Source organism: Pedobacter punctiformis (assembly GCF_027213715.1).
Lineage (GTDB): Bacteria > Bacteroidota > Bacteroidia > Sphingobacteriales > Sphingobacteriaceae > Pedobacter > Pedobacter punctiformis.
Genome location: NZ_JAPWGM010000003.1, coordinates 312,728 through 331,845, shown reverse-complemented (window position 1 = coordinate 331,845; position 19,118 = coordinate 312,728). Strand labels below are relative to the sequence as shown.

General features: G+C 37.0%; 19 protein-coding genes. 14 read left to right on the top strand and 5 right to left on the bottom strand.

The window, feature by feature from the left end; genetic code table 11:
- Nucleotides 1-30 precede the first annotated feature (30 nt).
- Together O0955_RS10545 and O0955_RS10540 are read left to right on the top strand one after the other, a co-directional pair.
- Nucleotides 31-603, top strand: coding sequence for a Maf family protein (locus tag O0955_RS10545; protein WP_269427511.1), 573 nt, complete (start codon nt 31-33; stop codon nt 601-603).
- Nucleotides 604-667: 64 nt separating this feature from the next.
- Entirely contained in the window at nt 668-1,339 is a 672-nt protein-coding gene (locus O0955_RS10540) for a peptidase associated/transthyretin-like domain-containing protein (protein ID WP_269427510.1), read from the top strand.
- A gap of 11 nt (nt 1,340-1,350) precedes the next feature.
- Here O0955_RS10540 and O0955_RS10535 read toward each other — a convergent pair whose 3' ends face one another.
- Nucleotides 1,351-2,214 carry an AraC family transcriptional regulator gene (locus tag O0955_RS10535; protein ID WP_269427509.1) on the bottom strand — a complete coding sequence of 288 codons (864 nt, stop codon included), beginning with the start codon at nt 2,212-2,214 and terminating at the stop codon, nt 1,351-1,353.
- Between the two features lie 163 nt (nt 2,215-2,377).
- Here O0955_RS10535 and O0955_RS10530 point away from each other — a divergent pair, with 163 nt between their 5' ends.
- Genes O0955_RS10530 through O0955_RS10480 form a run of 11 tightly spaced genes read left to right on the top strand, consistent with a single transcriptional unit; the run spans nt 2,378 to nt 13,985 of the window.
- Complete coding sequence (locus tag O0955_RS10530) at nt 2,378-3,112, top strand: (Fe-S)-binding protein (RefSeq protein WP_269427508.1); 735 nt, start codon at nt 2,378-2,380, stop codon at nt 3,110-3,112.
- The gene (locus tag O0955_RS10525) at nt 3,113-4,483 is read left to right on the top strand and encodes a lactate utilization protein B (protein ID WP_269427507.1); all 1,371 of its coding nucleotides are present in this window, start codon (nt 3,113-3,115) and stop codon (nt 4,481-4,483) included. It begins immediately after the preceding gene.
- Entirely contained in the window at nt 4,473-5,075 is a 603-nt protein-coding gene (locus O0955_RS10520) for a LutC/YkgG family protein (protein ID WP_269427506.1), read from the top strand. The genes O0955_RS10525 and O0955_RS10520 overlap by 11 nt, the downstream gene beginning before the upstream one ends.
- A gap of 22 nt (nt 5,076-5,097) precedes the next feature.
- A complete protein-coding gene (gene fucP, locus O0955_RS10515) occupies nt 5,098-6,381 on the top strand; it encodes an L-fucose:H+ symporter permease (RefSeq protein WP_269427505.1) in 1,284 nt (427 codons plus the stop codon).
- A gap of 7 nt (nt 6,382-6,388) precedes the next feature.
- Nucleotides 6,389-8,026 carry a UxaA family hydrolase gene (locus O0955_RS10510; RefSeq protein ID WP_269427504.1) on the top strand — a complete coding sequence of 546 codons (1,638 nt, stop codon included), beginning with the start codon at nt 6,389-6,391 and terminating at the stop codon, nt 8,024-8,026.
- Nucleotides 8,027-8,042: 16 nt separating this feature from the next.
- Nucleotides 8,043-8,807, top strand: coding sequence for an SDR family NAD(P)-dependent oxidoreductase (locus tag O0955_RS10505; RefSeq protein ID WP_269427503.1), 765 nt, complete (start codon nt 8,043-8,045; stop codon nt 8,805-8,807).
- 2 nt (nt 8,808-8,809) lie between these two features.
- Nucleotides 8,810-11,152 carry a glycoside hydrolase family 95 protein gene (locus O0955_RS10500; protein ID WP_269427502.1) on the top strand — a complete coding sequence of 781 codons (2,343 nt, stop codon included), beginning with the start codon at nt 8,810-8,812 and terminating at the stop codon, nt 11,150-11,152.
- Between the two features lie 5 nt (nt 11,153-11,157).
- Nucleotides 11,158-12,006, top strand: coding sequence for a fumarylacetoacetate hydrolase family protein (locus O0955_RS10495; RefSeq protein ID WP_269427501.1), 849 nt, complete (start codon nt 11,158-11,160; stop codon nt 12,004-12,006).
- 3 nt (nt 12,007-12,009) lie between these two features.
- Nucleotides 12,010-12,339, top strand: coding sequence for an L-rhamnose mutarotase (locus O0955_RS10490; RefSeq protein WP_269427500.1), 330 nt, complete (start codon nt 12,010-12,012; stop codon nt 12,337-12,339).
- 34 nt (nt 12,340-12,373) lie between these two features.
- Complete coding sequence (locus tag O0955_RS10485; protein WP_269427499.1) at nt 12,374-13,198, top strand: amidohydrolase family protein; 825 nt, start codon at nt 12,374-12,376, stop codon at nt 13,196-13,198.
- A gap of 4 nt (nt 13,199-13,202) precedes the next feature.
- A complete protein-coding gene (locus O0955_RS10480; protein WP_269427498.1) occupies nt 13,203-13,985 on the top strand; it encodes an L-fucose dehydrogenase in 783 nt (260 codons plus the stop codon).
- Here the strand turns inward: O0955_RS10480 and O0955_RS10475 are convergent, their stop codons facing one another.
- The 4 genes from O0955_RS10475 to O0955_RS10460 all read right to left on the bottom strand — a co-directional run bounded on the left by O0955_RS10475 (nt 13,986) and on the right by O0955_RS10460 (nt 17,987).
- Nucleotides 13,986-14,903, bottom strand: coding sequence for a Ppx/GppA phosphatase family protein (locus O0955_RS10475; protein ID WP_269427497.1), 918 nt, complete (start codon nt 14,901-14,903; stop codon nt 13,986-13,988).
- A 62-nt stretch (nt 14,904-14,965) separates the two neighbouring features.
- Complete coding sequence (locus tag O0955_RS10470; RefSeq protein ID WP_269427496.1) at nt 14,966-16,303, bottom strand: ABC transporter permease; 1,338 nt, start codon at nt 16,301-16,303, stop codon at nt 14,966-14,968.
- A gap of 3 nt (nt 16,304-16,306) precedes the next feature.
- Nucleotides 16,307-17,203: an ABC transporter ATP-binding protein gene (locus O0955_RS10465; protein ID WP_269427495.1), complete on the bottom strand. Its 897-nt coding sequence runs from the start codon at nt 17,201-17,203 to the stop codon at nt 16,307-16,309.
- A 70-nt stretch (nt 17,204-17,273) separates the two neighbouring features.
- On the bottom strand, nt 17,274-17,987 hold the full coding sequence (locus O0955_RS10460) for a DUF72 domain-containing protein (RefSeq protein ID WP_269427494.1): 714 nt from the start codon (nt 17,985-17,987) through the stop codon (nt 17,274-17,276).
- A gap of 138 nt (nt 17,988-18,125) precedes the next feature.
- Between O0955_RS10460 and O0955_RS10455 the strand changes: the two genes are divergently transcribed.
- Nucleotides 18,126-19,079 (top strand): DUF3829 domain-containing protein, encoded by a 954-nt coding sequence (locus tag O0955_RS10455; protein WP_269427493.1) that lies wholly within the window; start codon nt 18,126-18,128, stop codon nt 19,077-19,079.
- Nucleotides 19,080-19,118 lie beyond the last annotated feature (39 nt).

Here is a 19,118-nt window from a genome sequence, read left to right as displayed (position 1 = left end):
GCTTTTGTTATTTTAGCAAAAAAATATACTATGCCATTTGACTTCCCTTCCATCATTTTAGCTTCAAAATCGCCCCGCAGGCAAGAACTTTTAAAATTAATGGGCTTAAATTTTTCCATTGAATTAAAAGATGTAGACGAAAGTTATCCTGAAGGTTTAAGTCCTGCAGAAATTGCAGTTTATATTTCGGAACAGAAAGCTAAAGCTTTTCATGCTGATGATAAAGTTGTGGTGACTGCAGATACCATTGTGGCTTTAAATGGAGAAATTTTAGGCAAACCTGAAAATCGCGAACATGCACAAGAAATGCTGCGCAAGCTTTCGGGGAGCAGACACGAAGTTTATACCGGGGTTACTTTAGCATTAGGCGATAAAATAACTTCATTCTATGATCGGACAGAAGTTTATTGTAAAACAGTAAGTAGTGAAGAAATAGATTTTTACATCGATAATTTTAAACCCTATGATAAGGCAGGTAGTTATGGCGTGCAGGATTGGTGGGGCATTGTTGTAGTTGAAAAAATTAATGGCTCTTATACCAATGTAATGGGTTTGCCAACGGAAAAACTCTATAATGAACTTGCAAAGTTTGTAAAAGGATAAATTATTTTTCATGCAGTTTGTGGAATTAGTTTAGAAAATACATCATGTATTTAAATTAATGAACATGAAAACCACAATCACGAATATATCAATTGCTGAACCTTGTTCTCAAAATTGGGAACTGATGGAAAAAAGAGATGGACATCATTTTTGTGAAACCTGCAGCAAATGTGTAATCGATTTTTCTACCTACACCAATGCGGAAATTATTAAGACTTTAGCCAGTGCGAATTCAGAAGTTTGTGGAAGAATGAGTCAAAATCAGTTAAATCAGCTTTCATATCATTTGGTAGTTGCACCAACTCAAAGAAACTGGATGAAATATTTAGGCGCTTTAACCATTGGAGCCAGTATCTTTTTACAGCAGTCTCAGGTTTTTGCATCCACAAAAACAGAAACAACCCTGTCTGTGCTTAAAAAAAATACCAATGATGCTAAACCCGAACCTGTTAAAGTCATTTATGGTTATGTGATTAAGGAAAACAAACAACCTGCACTTGCCGGAATTAGAGTTGCCATTGCCAATACCAGGATGTTTGCCTTTACAGATGCAAAAGGTCGTTATGAAATTAAACTGGATAAAGGTTTTGATTACAAAAACAATAACTTAATTGTAGAAAATACCAAAGATAGGTCTGCCTTGAAGATTGATTATTCAATTTCTAAACAAAGAGATATGATTTTAATGGCATATGAGCCTATGATTATGGGCAAGATGATTATGAAAACAAATTAATTTTAATATACTTACATAAACTCCTGTTGATACTTCAACGGGCTTTTACCCATAATATCTTTAAAACATTTATGAAAGCTGGCAAAATTATAAAAGCCGCTTTCATAACATATTTCTTTAACGCTCATTTGATTCTCAATCAGTAATTTGCAAGCCTGTCCAATTCTTATTTCGTTGGTAAACTGCGTATAAGTTTTACGGCTTCTCGATTTAAAGAACTTACAAAACGAATTTGGACTGATTTTGGCAATTCCTGCAATTTCTTTTAAATCTATTTTCTTTTTGTAATTGGTTAGTGTGTAATTGTATATGGCCTGAATCCGGTCTTTTTCAGCATCCTGAAAATTAGATTGAAAACCTAAAGAAACCAGGTAATTTATTTCTTTACAGTGGCTAATTTCCATTAAGGCTTCTAAAAGCGAAAGGATTTTTTTGGTGCCGCTGGTTTCTACAATTTGTACAATTAAATCAGCAATAATTGCTTTTGATTTTCCGGTAATCTGCATGCCCTGTTTAGAATGCTCGATCACTTTTTTAATCTCTGCGTTTTCAGGGAGATTTAAAAAGCCACTTCCCCAAAAACTTTCTTCAAAATGAACAACATAAATATCTGCAGTTGTTTGATCTTTGTTTTCGAAATATTCACTATCAAAGCGCCAGTAATGAGGTAGGTTACTGCCAACTAAAACAACGTCGCCATCACTAAAATTTTTGATGCTGTCTCCAATAAATTGCGTTCCGCGGCCTCTTTTGAAATAAATCAATTCCAGGGCAGAATGGTAGTGCCATCTGTTATTAACATCGGGCATCATATCTCTTCTGGCACTGAAGGATTGTGCAGAAGTAGGCGACACTTTTAATAGATGAGGTTTCATTTTTGGAATACTTGGTTAAAATTTAACTCAATTTGCAATAAAGTTCGATAAAAGCAATATATATTCCAATATAGCTTAATAATAAGGCAATCAGGCAAACTTTTAAATATGCTTTAAAGGTTTTATTTGTATAATTAATAGCGTCTAGCCATTTACAGTTTTTATGAGAGTTGGATTATTTATACCCTGTTATATCGATCAGTTTTATCCTCAGGTAGGCATTGCAACGTTGCAATTACTGGAAAAATTTGGCGTAGAGGTAAGTTATCCTGAAAAGCAAACATGCTGTGGTCAACCACTGGCAAACTCTGGTTATGAACACCTTACCCAGCCCATAAATAACTGTTTTGTAGAAAATTTTACTGGATTTGATTATGTAGTTTCACCATCGGGAAGCTGTGTTTTACACATTAAGGAACACCTGTATGGAACAGACAAGGTTGATGAAACCAGGCAGATTAAAGAAAATGTTTACGAACTGGTTGAGTTTTTAACCGATGTTTTAAAAATCGAAGATTTAACTGCAAGTTTTCCATACAAAGTTGGCTTACATCAAAGTTGTCACGGACAGCGTGGATTAAGGTTAGCCAGCATGTCAGAATTAAATGAAGCTCCATTCTCAAAACCAGAGACTTTATTGAAAATGGTGAAAGGTTTAAACCTGATCGAATTGAAACGGAAAGATGAATGCTGTGGTTTTGGAGGCACATTTTGTGTTACAGAAGAAGCCGTTTCTTTCAAAATGGGGAAAGACAGAGTTAAAGATCATACCGATCACGATGCCGAATACATTACCGCCGCAGATATGTCTTGCTTAATGCACATGGAAGGAATTTTAAAACGGGCCAACAGTAAGGTTAAAGTGATTCATATTGCCGAAATACTTAACGCCGGATAAATGAAAGATCACGCAGCACTGGCAGATATTTTTAATAGAGATGAGGAAAGAGTATCCTGGCATGATGATACACTATGGTTCGTTCGTGAAAAAAGGGATAAAGTAAGTAAAGACATAGAAGATTGGGAACAACTGCGTAACGCGGCATCTCAAATAAAAGATAATGTACTTTCAGCATTAGATCGTTATTTAATACAGTTTGAAAAAAATGCACTGAAAAATGGTGTTATTGTACACTGGGCAGCTGATGCCTTAGAACACAACCGGATTGTACTTTCCTTATTAAAGAAAGCGGAAGTAAAAAGTATGGTTAAAAGTAAATCCATGCTTACCGAAGAGTGCCATTTAAATGAATTTTTAATAGAAAATGGTATTGAAGTTATTGATACTGATTTAGGCGAAAGGATTGTACAACTTGCAAATGAAGCCCCAAGTCATATTGTTTTACCCTGTATCCATAAGAAAAAGGAAGAAATAGGCGAAATTTTCCATGAATTTTTGGGTACTCCAAAAGGCCTTTCTGATCCTCAGCAGCTAACTGAAGCAGCAAGACAAGATTTACGTGAGAAGTTTCTGACCCGTAAAGCGGCATTAACAGGTGTAAATTTCGCCATTGCGGAAACAGGAGAGTTCGTTGTATGTACGAACGAAGGTAATGCGGATATGGGCGCACACTTAGCTGATATTCACATTGCCAGCATGGGTTTCGAAAAAATCATTCCAGAAAGAAAACATTTGGGCGTATTTTTACGATTACTGGCCCGAAGTGCAACAGGACAGCCCATTACCACCTATTCCAGTCATTTTAAAAGACCACTTAAAAATAAAGAAATTCATATCGTCATCGTCGATAATGGCCGCACCATACAATTGGGGCGTGAAGATTTTAGAAATTCTTTAAAATGTATTCGTTGTGGTGCTTGTATGAATACTTGTCCGGTTTATAGAAGAAGCGGGGGGCATAGTTATCATACCGCCATCGCAGGCCCTATTGGTTCTATTCTGGCGCCAAATCTGGATATGGAAAAATATAAAGATTTGCCTTTTGCATCTACCTTGTGTGGCTCCTGCACAAACGTGTGCCCGGTAAAAATAGATATTCACCAGCAATTGTATAAGTGGCGGCAGGTAATTGTTCAAAGCGGTTATACCGATACCAGCAAAACAATAGCGATGAAAGGAATGGCATTTACACTTTCATCCTCACGAATATTTGACTTTGCTGGAAAATCAATGAGATTAACTTTAAAATATATCCCCTTTGCCATCAATAATCAATTAAATCCCTGGTATAAAAACAGAGAAATGCCTGAAGTACCAAAAGAATCCTTTAAGAAATGGTATCATCAAAACAGAAAAAATGGCAATTGATAGTAGGGAAATCATTTTAAAAGGAATTTTGGAGCATAAACCAAAATCCATTACAACTTTACCTGATTTGAATTTTAGTAAGGGTAGCGGGGAAGGACTGCATAAATTTATAGCTTCAGCATCATTTAACGGAAGCAAGGTTTATCGGATCTCCGGTTTAACAGAACTAAGAAAGTATGTACGTGAGAATTTTTCTTCTTCCGATAAAATTTTAACAACCATTGCAGCATTAAATGATATTGCTAAGCAGGCTGAATTTTCAGAACAGGATGACCCCCATGATCTTGAAGATGTGGATTTAACCATTTTGAAAGCTCAATTGGGCGTTGCCGAAAATGGGGCTTTATGGTTAACAGAAGAACTATTAGGGCATAGGGTATTACCTTTTATCACCCAACACCTGATCCTTATATTAAATGAAAACGAAATAGTATCTTCAATGAACGATGCTTATCAGAAAATTGGAGATCAGGATTATAACTACGGCGTTTTTATTTCAGGACCATCTAAAACTGCCGATATTGAACAATCTTTAGTGATTGGTGCACATGGAGCAAGAAGCCTGGGGATATTTATGATGCAAGAGAACTAACCAAAACATAACCAACAAAATAATGAGCCACACGACAACTGAACAATTTGACCTTTCCCCAACGCAAAAGCAACCTGGAAAATATTTGTTTCCACTAATCCTGGTTACGAGTCTATTTTTCTTTTGGGGTTTTGTACATAATTTAGATCCCATTTTAATTCCGCATTTGCGCAAAGCCTTTAAATTGAATGATTTAGAATCTTCCTTTGTAGATTTCTCCATATTTATTGCCTATTTTGCTATGGCACTGCCTGCGGGTTATGTAATGAAGCGCTGGGGTTATAAAAGCGGTATTTTATTGGGGTTGGTTTTGTTTGCAATAGGATCGTTTTTATTTATTCCGGCGGCCGATACTAAAGTTTATATCTACTTTTTGGGTGCATTATTTATTATTGCCTGTGGATTGGCCTTTTTAGAAACCGCTGCAAATCCGTATGTAACCGTTTTAGGCCCTTCGGAGTCTGCTACCTTGCGATTAAATTTTTCACAATCTTTTAATGGATTTGCTGCTTTTGTAGCGCCCATAATAGGCTCTAAATTTATTTTTACAGGCTCTACAGAAACTGAGGCACAGATTAAAGCCATGACACCCGCAGCTTATGACGCCTATGTTACCGCTGAAGCAGCAAGTGTAAAAGGTCCCTATACTTTTTTAGGTTTTGCCATTGTACTGGTGATTGTTTTATTTGCGTTTACCAAACTACCAGATATAAAATCTAGTGAAACGGAAGAAAAATCGGGCATTTTTGATGCTTTAAAATTTAAACAATTAAGATGGGGCGTAATTGCTCAGTTTTTTTATGTAGGCGCTCAGGTATGCGTACTTAGTTTTTTTGTCAGGTTTATCGGTGTTTCAGCAGGGATAAGCTTAGAATCTGCAGCATGGTATTCGGGCGCTGCCGGTTTAGCATTTATGCTGGGCAGGTTTGCAGGCACATTTTTTATGCGTTTTATAGCACCTAATAAATTATTGATGTTATATGCTCTAATTTGTATGCTGCTTACAATTTTGGCCATATTTGCACACGGCTTAATCACGGTATATGCGTTAATCGGTATCGCATTTTTCATGTCAATTATGTTTCCAACCATATTTTCACTGGGAATTTCAGGCCTCGGAAAAGATACAAAAATTGCCTCTTCGCTAATTGTAATGTCTATTGTTGGAGGCGCTTTTTTACCGTTGGCCTTAGGTTACATATCTGATCTTACCGGCAGTATACAATATGGCTATATAGTGCCTTTAGTTTGTTTTTTAGTCGTTTTCTATTTTGGTAAATCAGGATATAAGCCATTGCAAAATTAATTTTTATATGAACACAGTAATTAAAATAAATAACCATGATAATGTTCTGGTTGCCTTAACTAATTTAAATAAAGGCGATGTCATTCGTTATGATGGTATTGATTATACCCTGCAAAATGATGTTCCTGCCAAACACAAATTTTTTACTCAGGAAATGCATGCCGGTTCGGAAGTTTTTATGTATGGTGTTTTGGTTGGTAAAACCCAGTTCGATCTGGCTACCGGAAGCATTATGAATACCGAGAATACTAAACATGCTGCTGAGCCTTACGCTTTTCGGAATGTAAATTATAAATGGCAGGCACCAGATGTTACTAAGTTTGAGAACCGGACGTTTAAGGGCTACCATAGAAATAACGGACAGGTTGGAACGGCCAATTACTGGTTATTTATCCCAACTGTATTTTGCGAAAATAGAAACCTGGATATTATAAAGGATGCACTTTATAACGCTCTGGGTTATGCTGTTGATGATAAGTATAAACATTATGCCAATCAGCTGGCCGAAGCCTTAAAGAATGGCGAAAATATTAAAAATGTATCTTTTGATCCGTTAAATGACGCCAAAGCTTCAAGGGTATTTAAAAATGTAGACGGAATTAAGTTTCTTAATCATAATGGAGGCTGCGGTGGCACCAGGCAGGATGCCGATGTTTTAAGCCATTTACTGGCAGCTTATGCAGATCATCCTAATGTTGCCGGAATTACACTTTTAAGTTTGGGTTGCCAGCATTTACAGGTTGCCGATTTTAAAAGAGATTTGCTAGCCAGAAATCCTTCATTCGATAAACCTTTACTTGTTTTTGAACAGCAACAGACACAAAGCGAAGAAGAACTGGTAAGGCAGGCCATACAACAAACTTTTGAAGGTTTAATTGCCATTAATAAGATTGAAAGAACAGATGCGCTGCTTAGTAAATTGTGTGTAGGTGTTAAATGTGGAGGCAGTGATGGCTTTAGCGGTATTTCTGCTAACCCTGCAGTAGGGCATTGTGCCGATTTACTGGTTGGACTTGGTGCTAAGGTTTTACTGGCCGAATTTCCGGAGTTATGTGGGGTAGAGCAGGAAATGATCGACCGTTCAGTGGATCAGCCTACAGCGGAAAAATTTATTCGTTTAATGACTGAATATGATGATTTAGCACATAAAGTTGGATCAGGCTTTTATATGAATCCTTCGCCGGGTAATATTAAAGACGGTTTGATTACTGATGCCATTAAATCTGCAGGTGCGGCTAAAAAAGCAGGCAGTTCACCAGTAGTTGATGTACTGGATTATACTGAACCGGCTACAAAACCCGGATTAAGTTTGGTTTGCACCCCGGGCAATGATGTAGAGGCTACAACGGGTAAGGCTGCATCAGGAGCGACATTAATTTTGTTTACTACAGGTTTGGGTACGCCAACAGGCAATCCGGTTTGCCCTACAATTAAGGTTGCAACCAATTCTGCGCTGGCAAAAAGAATGGCTGATATTATTGATATTGATACTGGACCTGTAATTCGGGGAGAAAAAAATATTGAAGAAATGGGAGAGGATATTCTCGAATACTGTATAAAAGTGGCCAGTGGAGAAGAAATTCCTAAAGCAGTTCAGTTAAATCAGGATGATTTTATTCCCTGGAAAAGAGGAGTAAGTTTATAATTTTAATTTTTTTAAGATGTTTCAATTACAAAATAAAAAAGCGGTAATTACCGGAGGCGGAAGCGGAATAGGTCAGGCAATAGCCGTTGTTTTGGCTAAGCAAGGTGCTGAAGTACATATTATTGAGCTTACAGCCGAGCATGCTGCCCAAACTTTAAAACAAATAGAAGAAGCAGGCCAAAAAGCTTATGCACATGGCTGTAATGTAGCTGACCATCAAGAGGTAGCTTCTGTTTTTGAAGCCATAGGAGCCATTAATATTTTAGTAAATAATGCCGGAATTGCCCATATTGGCAAAGCCGATACTACCGCTGAAAGTGATTTTGACCGGGTTATGCAGGTAAATGTAAAAGGTGTTTATAATTGTTTATTCTCAGCAATACCGCAATTACGTAAATCGGGTGGTGGCGTTATTGTAAACATGGCCTCCATCGCAGCTTTGGTTGGTATCCCGGATCGTTTTGCATACAGTACTGCTAAAGGTGCTGTTAAAGCCATGACCATGAGTGTGGCAAAAGATTACATCAGTGAGCACATCAGGTGTAATTCCATTTCGCCGGCAAGGGTGCATACACCCTTTGTAGATGGTTTTTTAAAGAACAACTATCCCGATAACATCCCGGAAATGTTTGATAAATTATCAAAAACACAACCCATCGGGCGTATGGCAAAGCCGGAAGAAGTTGCAGCACTGGCTTTATACCTGTGCAGTGATGAAGCCGCTTTTATTACAGGTTGCGATTATCCAATTGATGGTGGTTTTACAACATTAAATAACTAACAATGCAGCTAAAATCCCTGTTTATAGTTTTCCTCACATTTGTTTTTATTGGTGCAAACGCCCAGCAATCCCTAAAACTTTGGTACAAAAAGCCAGCCGGCATTTGGAATGATGCTTTGCCAGTTGGAAACGGCAGATTAGGTGCTATGGTTTTTGGTAAAACCGGTAGCGAAATTATCCAGTTAAACGAAGAAAGTTTATGGGCGGGCAACCAGACCAATGATAACAATCCCCAGGCTTTGGCACACATAAAAGAAATTCAGCAACTACTTTTAAACGGGAAAAATAATGAAGCACATGAACTTGCGACTAAATATTTGTTGGCAACACCTCCTAATTTCAGGTCTTATCAAACCTTAGGTAATCTGCATTTAGATTTTGCAAATACCACTGATGTTAAAGATTATCAGCGCAGTCTTGATTTAGAAACGGCCATTGCAGGGGTAAACTATAATTCCAACGGTTTAAATTATAAAAGAGAAATTTTTGCCTCGGCACCCGATAATGCTATTGTGGTGCACATTACTGCAGATAAACCAAAGAGTTTAAACTTTAAAGTTTCCTTAGCCAGAGAACAGGATGCTGCGGTAAATGCAGTTTCTGATAATACACTATTGCTTAGCGGCCAGATTATGGATTTGCCTTCAGATGATGAAGGTAAAGGCGGTATGGACATGAAATTTAATGCCATTGTTAAAGTGATTTCCAACTCCGGAAAAACTGAAGCAGCCAACAATGGCATTATGATTACCGATGCATCAGAGGTTACTATTTTGATTACAGCGGCAACAGATTATAATTTGAATAAACTGAATTTCGACAGGGCTATAGACAGTAAGAAAACTTGTGAAGATATTATTGCCAAAGCATCTGCTTATAAGTATGAAACATTAGTACAAAGACATTTAAATGATTATAAGCCAATATTTAACCGCGTTAAATTAGATTTGGGCGGAGATGATCTTTCAAACTTATCAACCGATGTAAGAATGGATAATGTGCGTAAAGGCACTGTTGATAAGCAATTAACTTCGTTATATTTTCAGTACGGCCGATATTTGTTAATGGGCAGTTCGAGGTTTCCCGGTGTTTTACCTGCAAATTTGCAAGGGGTTTGGAACGATTTGTATCAGGCGCCATGGAAATCAGATTACCATACCAACATCAATATTCAAATGAATTATTGGCCTGCGGATGTTGCTAATCTTTCAGAAACAATGATTCCTTTTGCAAATTTTGTAGATCAGAATCGTGTACCCGGACGTGTAGCCGCGAGCGAAACTTATGGCGCCAAAGGCTGGACTATTCATCATGCTACCGATATTTTTGGTAAAACAGGAATCCAGTCCGGCATACATTGGGGCACTTCTCCATTGGCTTCGGTATGGCTTTGCCTTAACCTTTGGGATCATTATCGTTTTACTGCCGATATGGATTACCTTAGAGATAAAGCCTATCCCGTGATGAAAGAAGCTGCAGAATTTGTGCAAAGTTTTTTAATTAAGGATAAGAACGGATATTTGGTTACTGCACCATCCATGTCGCCCGAAAATACTTTTATCCTGCCTAATGGTCAGCAAGATCAGATTACTTATGCACCAACCATTGATATTGAGCTGATTCAGAGTTTATACGATGCCTGTTTAAAAGCAGGGAAACTTTTAAATGACGACCCTGAATTTTTGAGAGGTTTAAGTCAAACCCTTACTAAATTGCCCCCGATACAGATTAGTAAACGCACAGGAACAATTCAGGAATGGATTGAAGATTATGAAGAGGCAGAACCCGGGCACAGGCATATTTCTCACTTGCTGGGTTTATATCCTGCTGAAGTAATTAATCCTTCCAAACCGGAATTATTTGAAGCGGCAAAGAAAACACTGGAAAGAAGACTGGCCAATGGTGGTGGGCACACGGGCTGGAGCCGGGCATGGATTATTAATTTTTATGCCCGTTTACTCGACGGCGAAAAGGCCTGGCAAAATGTACAGGCATTGTTGCAAAAATCAACTTTAAATAATCTGCTGGATAATCACCCACCATTTCAAATAGATGGTAACTTTGGAGGAACAGCGGGTATTGCCGAGATGCTGGTGCAAAGTCAAAACGATTATATAGAACTTTTACCTGCAATTCCTGCAGCCTGGAGTAATGGCGAAGTAAGTGGTTTACTTGCCCGAGGTGGTTTCGAAATTAAAATGAAATGGGAAGCAGGTAAGCTGATAAATGCAGAAATTCTGTCAAAAAAAGGTAATGACTGTAAAATTAAATATGGCAATACAACCATCAGTTTAAAAACAAAAGCAAATCAAACTTATCAATTAAATAAAAAGCTTAAACTTTAAATACAATGAAACTAATAAGATTTGGCGCAGCCGGAGAAGAGAAACCAGGTGTAATTATCAATGAAGAATATTATGATGTTTCTGGTTTGGTAAAAGAATACGATGAAGCTTTTTTTGCCGGTAACGCACTTGAAGAACTTAAAGAAAAAATAAAACAGGCAAATTTGCCTAAAGTAAGTAAAGAGGTAAGATTGGGCCCTGCACTGGCCAGACCTTCAAAAATTGTTTGTATAGGCTTAAATTATAAGGACCATGCGGCAGAAACCAATGCTGCAATTCCGGTAGAACCGATTTTGTTTTTTAAAGCAACCTCAGCTATTGTTGGTCCAAATGATGATTTAACCATTCCTAAAAACAGTAAAAAAACAGATTGGGAAGTTGAACTGGCCATTGTGATTGGTAAAAAAGCAAGTTATGTGGAACAGAGCGATGCTTTAAATCACATTGCAGGCTACGTTTTGCACAATGATTATAGCGAAAGAGCATTTCAAATTGAACGTAACGGACAATGGGTTAAAGGAAAAAGTTGTGATACTTTCGCACCAATCGGACCTTTCATTGCTACGCAGGATGAAATTGAAGACATTCATAATGTGCGATTGTGGTTAAAAGTAAATGATAAACTGATGCAGGATGGAAATACTTCAAACCTGATCTTCAATGTGCCTTTTCTGGTTCATTACGTAAGTCAGTTTATGACGCTTTTACCAGGCGATGTGATTACAACAGGAACACCAGCAGGAGTAGGGCTTGGACAAAAACCAGAACCATGGTATTTAAAAGAAGGCGATGTTGTGGAGTTGGGTATTGATGGATTAGGATCGAGTAAACAACATGTAAAAGCTTACAAATAGCATATGAAAAGGTATTGTTTGGCTTTAGACTTAGTAAATGACGAAAAACTCATCGCTGAATATGAACAATATCATACAGCGGTTTGGCCGGAAATTTTAGAAAGTATCAAAAAATCAGGAATTGAGCTTCTGGAAATTTACCGGACTGGAAATCGTCTTTTTATGATCATGGAAGTGAATGAGTCTTTTTCTTTTGAAGCAAAGGGAACTGCTGATGCAGCCAGTCCGGTAGTTCAAAAGTGGGAAACTTTAATGTGGAATTATCAGCAGGCATTACCTGGTGCAAAACCAGGCGAGAAATGGATGTTGATGGATAAAATATTTTCTTTATAAACTTAGCGACAAGCCTTAATATTAATCTAGCCAAATGATTATTGATGCACACGTACACTTTTGGAATTTCCATCCTGTAAAAGACAGTTGGATTACACCTGATATGGAAGTGATTCGCAAAGACTTTCTCCCTGCAGATCTGGAATCTTGTTTTTTAGATCATCAGGTAGAAGGTTGTATAGCCGTGCAGGCGGATCAAAGTGAAGTTGAAACGATTTTTTTATTAACGGAAGCCGAAAGTCATTCGATTATAAAGGGTGTTGTCGGCTGGATCGATTTTCTTAATCCTGATCTGGAAGAAAGGTTAAAACATTTTAGTCAGTTTGAGAAGCTCAAGGGCTTCAGACATATTGCGCAAGCAGAGAAAAAAGGCTTTTTATTGCAAGATCAATTTATAAAAGGGTTGAAATTACTCCATAAGTATAATTTTACTTATGATATTTTGCTAAAAGCGGATCAGATGGTGGATGCGATAAAACTGGTTGAAAAACTACCGGAACAAGCATTTGTTTTAGATCATTGCTGCAAGCCTGATATTAAAAATAAAAATACAACCCTTTGGAACGAACAGTTGAAAATTCTGGCTCAAAACCCACAGGTTTACTGTAAAGTTTCTGGTTTACTAACAGAAGCCGATTGGAATCATTGGAACGAGCAGGAGATTTTTAATTGTTTGGATGTTGTTTTTGAGCATTTTAGTATTGACCGGTTATTATTTGCAAGTGACTGGCCTGTAATGCTGCTTGCCGGAAATTACACCAAATGGCTGCAACTTTTAAAGGTGTATACCAAACAATTTACAGAAACGGAGAGAAATAAGTTCTTTTCGGGGAATACAAAAGCATTTTATAAAATTTAAAAAAATGGATCTTCATTTAAGCGATCGGATTATTGTAGTTAGCGGCGGTGCCAAAGGAATAGGCGAGGCTATTGTTAAAGCATTGGCAAAAGAAAAAGCATTTCCGGTTATTGTGGGGCGTAGCGAAGCAGATAATCAAAAGTTGTTGTCAGAGTTGAAATCGCTTGGTTTAAACGCTGATTGCGTTACTGCCGAGTTAACTCAGCCCGAAGCCTGTAAAATGGTTATTGATCAAGTGATTGAAAGATACGGCCGTATTGATGGTTTGGTTAATAATGCCGGAGTAAATGATGGTGTTGGGCTTGAGAATGGAAGCTATAAAGGTTTCATGGAGTCTCTGCATAAAAACCTGGTGCATTATTATCTGCTGGCTCAACAGGCTTTGCCTGCGCTTAAAAAGAGCAAAGGTGCAATTGTAAACATTGGTAGTAAAACGGCTGAAACAGGGCAGGGTGGAACATCTGGTTATGCGGCGGCAAATGGTGGCCGAAATGCTTTAACCAGAGAATGGGCTGTAGAATTATTGCCTTTTGGAATCCGCGTTAACGCAGTGATTGTAGCTGAGGCCATGACCCCTCTTTACAAAACCTGGATCAGTACTTTTGACAATCCAGAAGAAAAGCTGAAAGCGATTACCAATAAAATCCCCCTTGAAAAAAGAATGACCAAAGTAGAGGAAATTGCAGATATGGTTACTTTTCTGCTTTCAAATCGTTCAAGTCATACTACAGGGCAATTAATTCATGTAGATGGCGGTTATGTTCACCTGGATAGGGCAATTGAATAACTAATTCATTAAACTGGCTAAAACGCCCATTTTTAAATCATAGGTTGAAAGGGTTAGATTATTGATTTTTAATCTGCCCAAAACGTAATTGGTTATTAAAGCAGAAACCACAATCATATCTACTCTTAAAGGAATCATGCCCGGCATGATTGCCCTTTCTGCATGGGTAGCATTGATTAGTTTAATAGCGATTGCAATATATTCATCAAAATCAAATTTATAGGTTTTGGCTGCTTTGATGTCGGTATGCTGATTATTCTTTTTGATAATAAGTTCGGCAAAAGTTTCGAAAGCACCTGCTGAACCGATTAAAAACTTAGGTTGATATTTTTCACAAACTTCAAACAAATCTTCTAACTGATTTTGTATGTGAACTAAAATGGAATTTCTGTCCTCATCAGAAATTGGATCAGATTTAAAAAATTGTTGCATTAAACGGGCAGCCCCAATATCATAGCTTTTTTTCCAGATTAATGTATTTGAATCGCATAAAATGAATTCTACACTTCCACCACCAATATCCATAATTAAGGATAAATCTTCTATGGCACCACTTAATTTAACACCCTGATAAATTAACCCTGCTTCCTCATCTCCCGAAATGATCTCAATGTCAATTCCGGTTTCCGATTTTACGGCATCTACAAAGTCTTTTCCATTGCTGGCACTTCTAATGGCCGATGTTCCGGTTGTTTTAAATTTGGTAACGCCATATTCTTTTAAGGTTTCGCTATAGGCTTTCAGCTGATCTACGCCACGTTTAAAAGCCGCATCGATAATCAGGTTATCATTTAATCTGCCTTCGCCCAACCTAACCGGAGCATTGGTTTTGTAAATTATTTTAACTTCATCATTTTCTTTTTCAGCAATTATTAAATGAAAAGTATTTGTTCCCAGGTCGATAGCCGCAGTGCGCATAGATTTAAATTTTGATAAATATCGTACTAAATGTTTTAATCACAAAAACAAAGCAAAACAGATTAACCTTTATACCAAAACCATTTTACCATTTCTTTAAAACTAGCCTTTTTACCATACATTAATATGCCTACACGATAAATTCTTGAAGCGAACCAAACTGTTCCTACAAAACCGACAATTAAAATACCCATTGATAAAATCAATTCCCAGGTTGGCACACCATAAGGCAAACGAACCACCATTGCAATAGGTGAGGTAAAAGGAATCATCGAAAGCCAAAAAGCCAGTGGGCCATAAGGATCGTTATTTACAACACTTAATGATAGGGCATAGCTGAGTAAGAGGGGCATCATTACGGGCATCATAAATTGCTGCGTTTCCGTTTCACTATCAACTGCTGAGCCAATTGCGGCATATAGAGCACTGTAAAACAAATAACCTCCTAAAAAGTAAAAGATAAACACCGTTATAATTTTACCAAAATCAAGTCCTTCTAAACTTTTTTGTACATCGCCCATCGGACCACTGTTCATGGCCGTTATTTGTGCCTGAGATGCAGGACTAACCGCAGAAACCTGAGACGAAGAGGCTGCTATGCTCTTTACATCTTCCTTATCAATAAATAAACTTACGGCCAGTGTAGAAATGGAAATGGTTAAAATAATCCAGAGTAAAAATTGTGTTAAACCAACCATAGCAATGCCAATAATTTTACCCATCATTAACTGAAAAGGTTTAACGGAAGATATAATGACTTCAATAATGCGACTGGTTTTTTCTTCAATAACGCCACGCATTACCTGTACGCCATACAGCATAATAAACATGAACATGAGCACACCTGCAATAAAACCGATAACGGTACTGGCCCCTGCGCTCGAGTTTTCTTCTTTTCCGGTATCATTAATTTTCTTAACATCTATGCTTACCGTACTTTTTAAATGGTCCAGATCTTCCTGTGAAATCCCCGATTTTTTTAGTTTATAATCCCGGATCAGATCTTCAATGGCATCAGAAATTTTTCCATCCAACGATAAGCCCGCTTGTTTGGTTCCAATCAGCTGAATGCCTTTTGGTGTATCGATATTAAAATCTGGTAAATATAAAATGTAATCAAAGCCCGATTCGCTCAGGTTTTTTTTCAAATGCTCAAAAGAGTCATCCTTATAAATAAAAGTTAAGTTTTTGTTTGATACCAGTTTCTCTGTCAGTGTTTTATTTTCGTTTATTACAGCAATTTTATCCGACTTATCTGCAATACCTTTAATACTGAAATAAATAATAAGCCCGTAAAATCCGGCTATAATCAGCGGTGTTAAGAAAGTCATAATAATGAAAGACTTCTTTTTTACCCTCGATAAATATTCTCTTTGTATAATTAGTAAAATCTTGTTCATGGCTTATTTTTTAACACTTTCGATAAAAATATCATTCATACTTGGAATCACTTCGGCCAGGTGATTAATTTTAACCTTTGGCAACATGGTTCCTAAAACATCATTTACAGTGTAAGCATCTTTAAGTTTAAACTTTACGCTTTTTCCTTCTTTTAATATTTCTGTATTCAAAATATCAAACATCCAGTTGCTTTCAAAATCAGCTGCTCCGCTATACTCAATTACATAAGTATTGTTTCTGTATGATGCTTTAATGTCTTCAACAGCGCCATCCAATACCTTTTTAGATTTGTCTATCAGGGCAATATTGTCACAAAGCTCCTCCACACTTTCCATGCGATGTGTAGAAAAAATAAAAGTTGTACCCTGTTTATTCAGTTCTAAAATTTCATTTTTAATCAGGTCGGCATTAACGGGATCAAAGCCGGAAAAAGGTTCATCAAGGATAATTAATTCAGGATTGTGCAAAACCGTAGCTACAAATTGTACTTTTTGCTGCATACCTTTACTTAAATCTTCTACTTTTTTATTCCACCAGCTGCCCATATCCAATTTTTCAAACCAGTATTTTATTCTTTTAGTAGCCTCAGAAGTACTTAAACCCTTTAACTTTGATAAATAAAGAACCTGTTCACCAATTTCCATTTTTTTGTAGAGTCCGCGTTCTTCAGGTAGATAGCCAATTTGACTGATGTGATTGGAATTTAACTTTTCTCCGTTGAAAATGACTTCACCACTGTCGGGTGCTGTAATTTGAGTGATGATTCTGATCAGGGATGTTTTTCCGGCACCATTTGGCCCCAGCAATCCAAAAATCTTCCCTTTTTCAACCTCCAGACTTACATCATCAAGCGCACGATGATTGGAATATTGCTTTACAATATTTTTAACAATGAGCATAGTTACAGTTTTAGTATTGGTTAGAGGGCAAAAGAAGCTAAACGTTACAGCGGATGGTTCTATTTTCTAATCAGACCATTGCCTGCAGTTGCTTAGAATTGTTTAGTGCACCCGTTCCCCAGGTATTATTAAAGTAAACAAAAACCTGTTTCGTAGATTTTGGAATCTGATTTACAAAATCAAGAAGAACCTTTATATCGTATTCAGATTTATATAGAACTGGTTTTCCATGGAAACGATAATAAACAGCGTCTGTATTCTGAATTACTTCATCAGGTAAATCTCCTGGGAAACTGGCTCCGCTAAAGATGATATTTTCTTTTTTCAGGGCATCAAAAATAGCCACTTGCCACCAGCTTTTATGTCTGAATTCGATGACGTTTCTAAAATCAGGGTTAAGGTTTTTTAAAATTAATGCCAAACGTTCTTCAGAGAAACTAAATTTAGGCGGAAACTGGAACAATACACAGCCTAATTTTTCACGGAGACCTTCATTTAACGCGAGATAAAAATCAGTTAAAAGTACTTTGCAATCATCCAATTGTTTATAGTGGGTAATAAGTCGGGGCGCTTTAATGGTAAATAAAAAATGATCAGGGCTTTCGTTGTACCACTTTTCAAATGATTTTTGAGCAGGCATTTTATAAAAAGTAGAATTGACTTCGATAGTGTTAAAATTTTTACAATAATATTTAAACCAATCCTTTTGTGCTAAACCTTTTGGATAAAAAACCTCCTTCCATTCCTTATAATAAAAACCTGAACAACCAATATACCATTCCATGTAATTATAACAGAAGTCTTAATTTAAAGTTTTAAGGTGTTGGTTTGTAATAAAAGTTAATAAAAAGCAGTATATTTTTGTTTCAATTGGTGCGAATATTGCTCTGAAAAAAGCATCAGATTAATAAAACCAAAAAACATGAAATTAACTATCAAATTAATTGCACTTGCGTTTGTTGTATCATTTGCAGCCTGTAAAGGTAGCGGAGATAAAAAAGACGGCGCAAAAACCGAGTATGCAGAATCTAATAAAGATGATGCTAATGACATTGTAGAGTATAACAACGTATTGGTTAGTTATACGGACAAAAATAATGACTATTTGAAAAGCCTGGACGGAACGCTTCAAAAAATTAGTAAAGGGCTTGAAAATCCAACAGACAGGTTTGCCTGGATTGGAATTACCAGTCCGATGTCGATGATCAGTATCAATCACTCTAAAGTTAAGCCTGAAACACCTCCGGCTGCTTTAAGCAGTGACGACCAGAAATTCTTTAAAGATAATGTAGCGGGTTTGAGTAGTACAATGACTAAAATAAAGGATACTTACAAAGCACTGAATGATTATATAAAAGCAGAAGATTGGAAAGATGATAAAAGTGCAAAAGGTAAATTATTAGTTGATTCGATTTACTCCATGAGTAAAAAGTATTATGCTTATGATGATAAGATTTTGGCTAAGCTGGAAGTTATAGGTGATGATGCGGAGCGAATCATTTTAAAATCGCACCCGCTTAAAGAGTACATCTTTGCATTAAAAGACGATAAAAAAGCGGTTGATGATTTTAATAAATTACTGGCGGAGAATGCAGGTAAGTATAAAGCTGCAGAAGCAAAAATTAAAACCGCCTATGCTGCGCTGGAAGCTCAAAATGCTAAACATAAGATTATGAGTCCTCCTGACGCTAAGAAGTTTCCGGGACAGGACGGTTCGTTTACCCGCTTTAACGAAAGTTTTAGTGACTATTTAATTGAAGCCAGAAAAATAATGAGGGATGCTTCTGCCAGCGGTAAGATTAGTGATGATGATGGGGAGAGTTTGGTGAGAAAACAAGATTATATGCGTACGGCTTACAACAATTTTGTTGATTAATTTCCTCAGCTTGAAAGCATAAAAAAAACCGATACCATT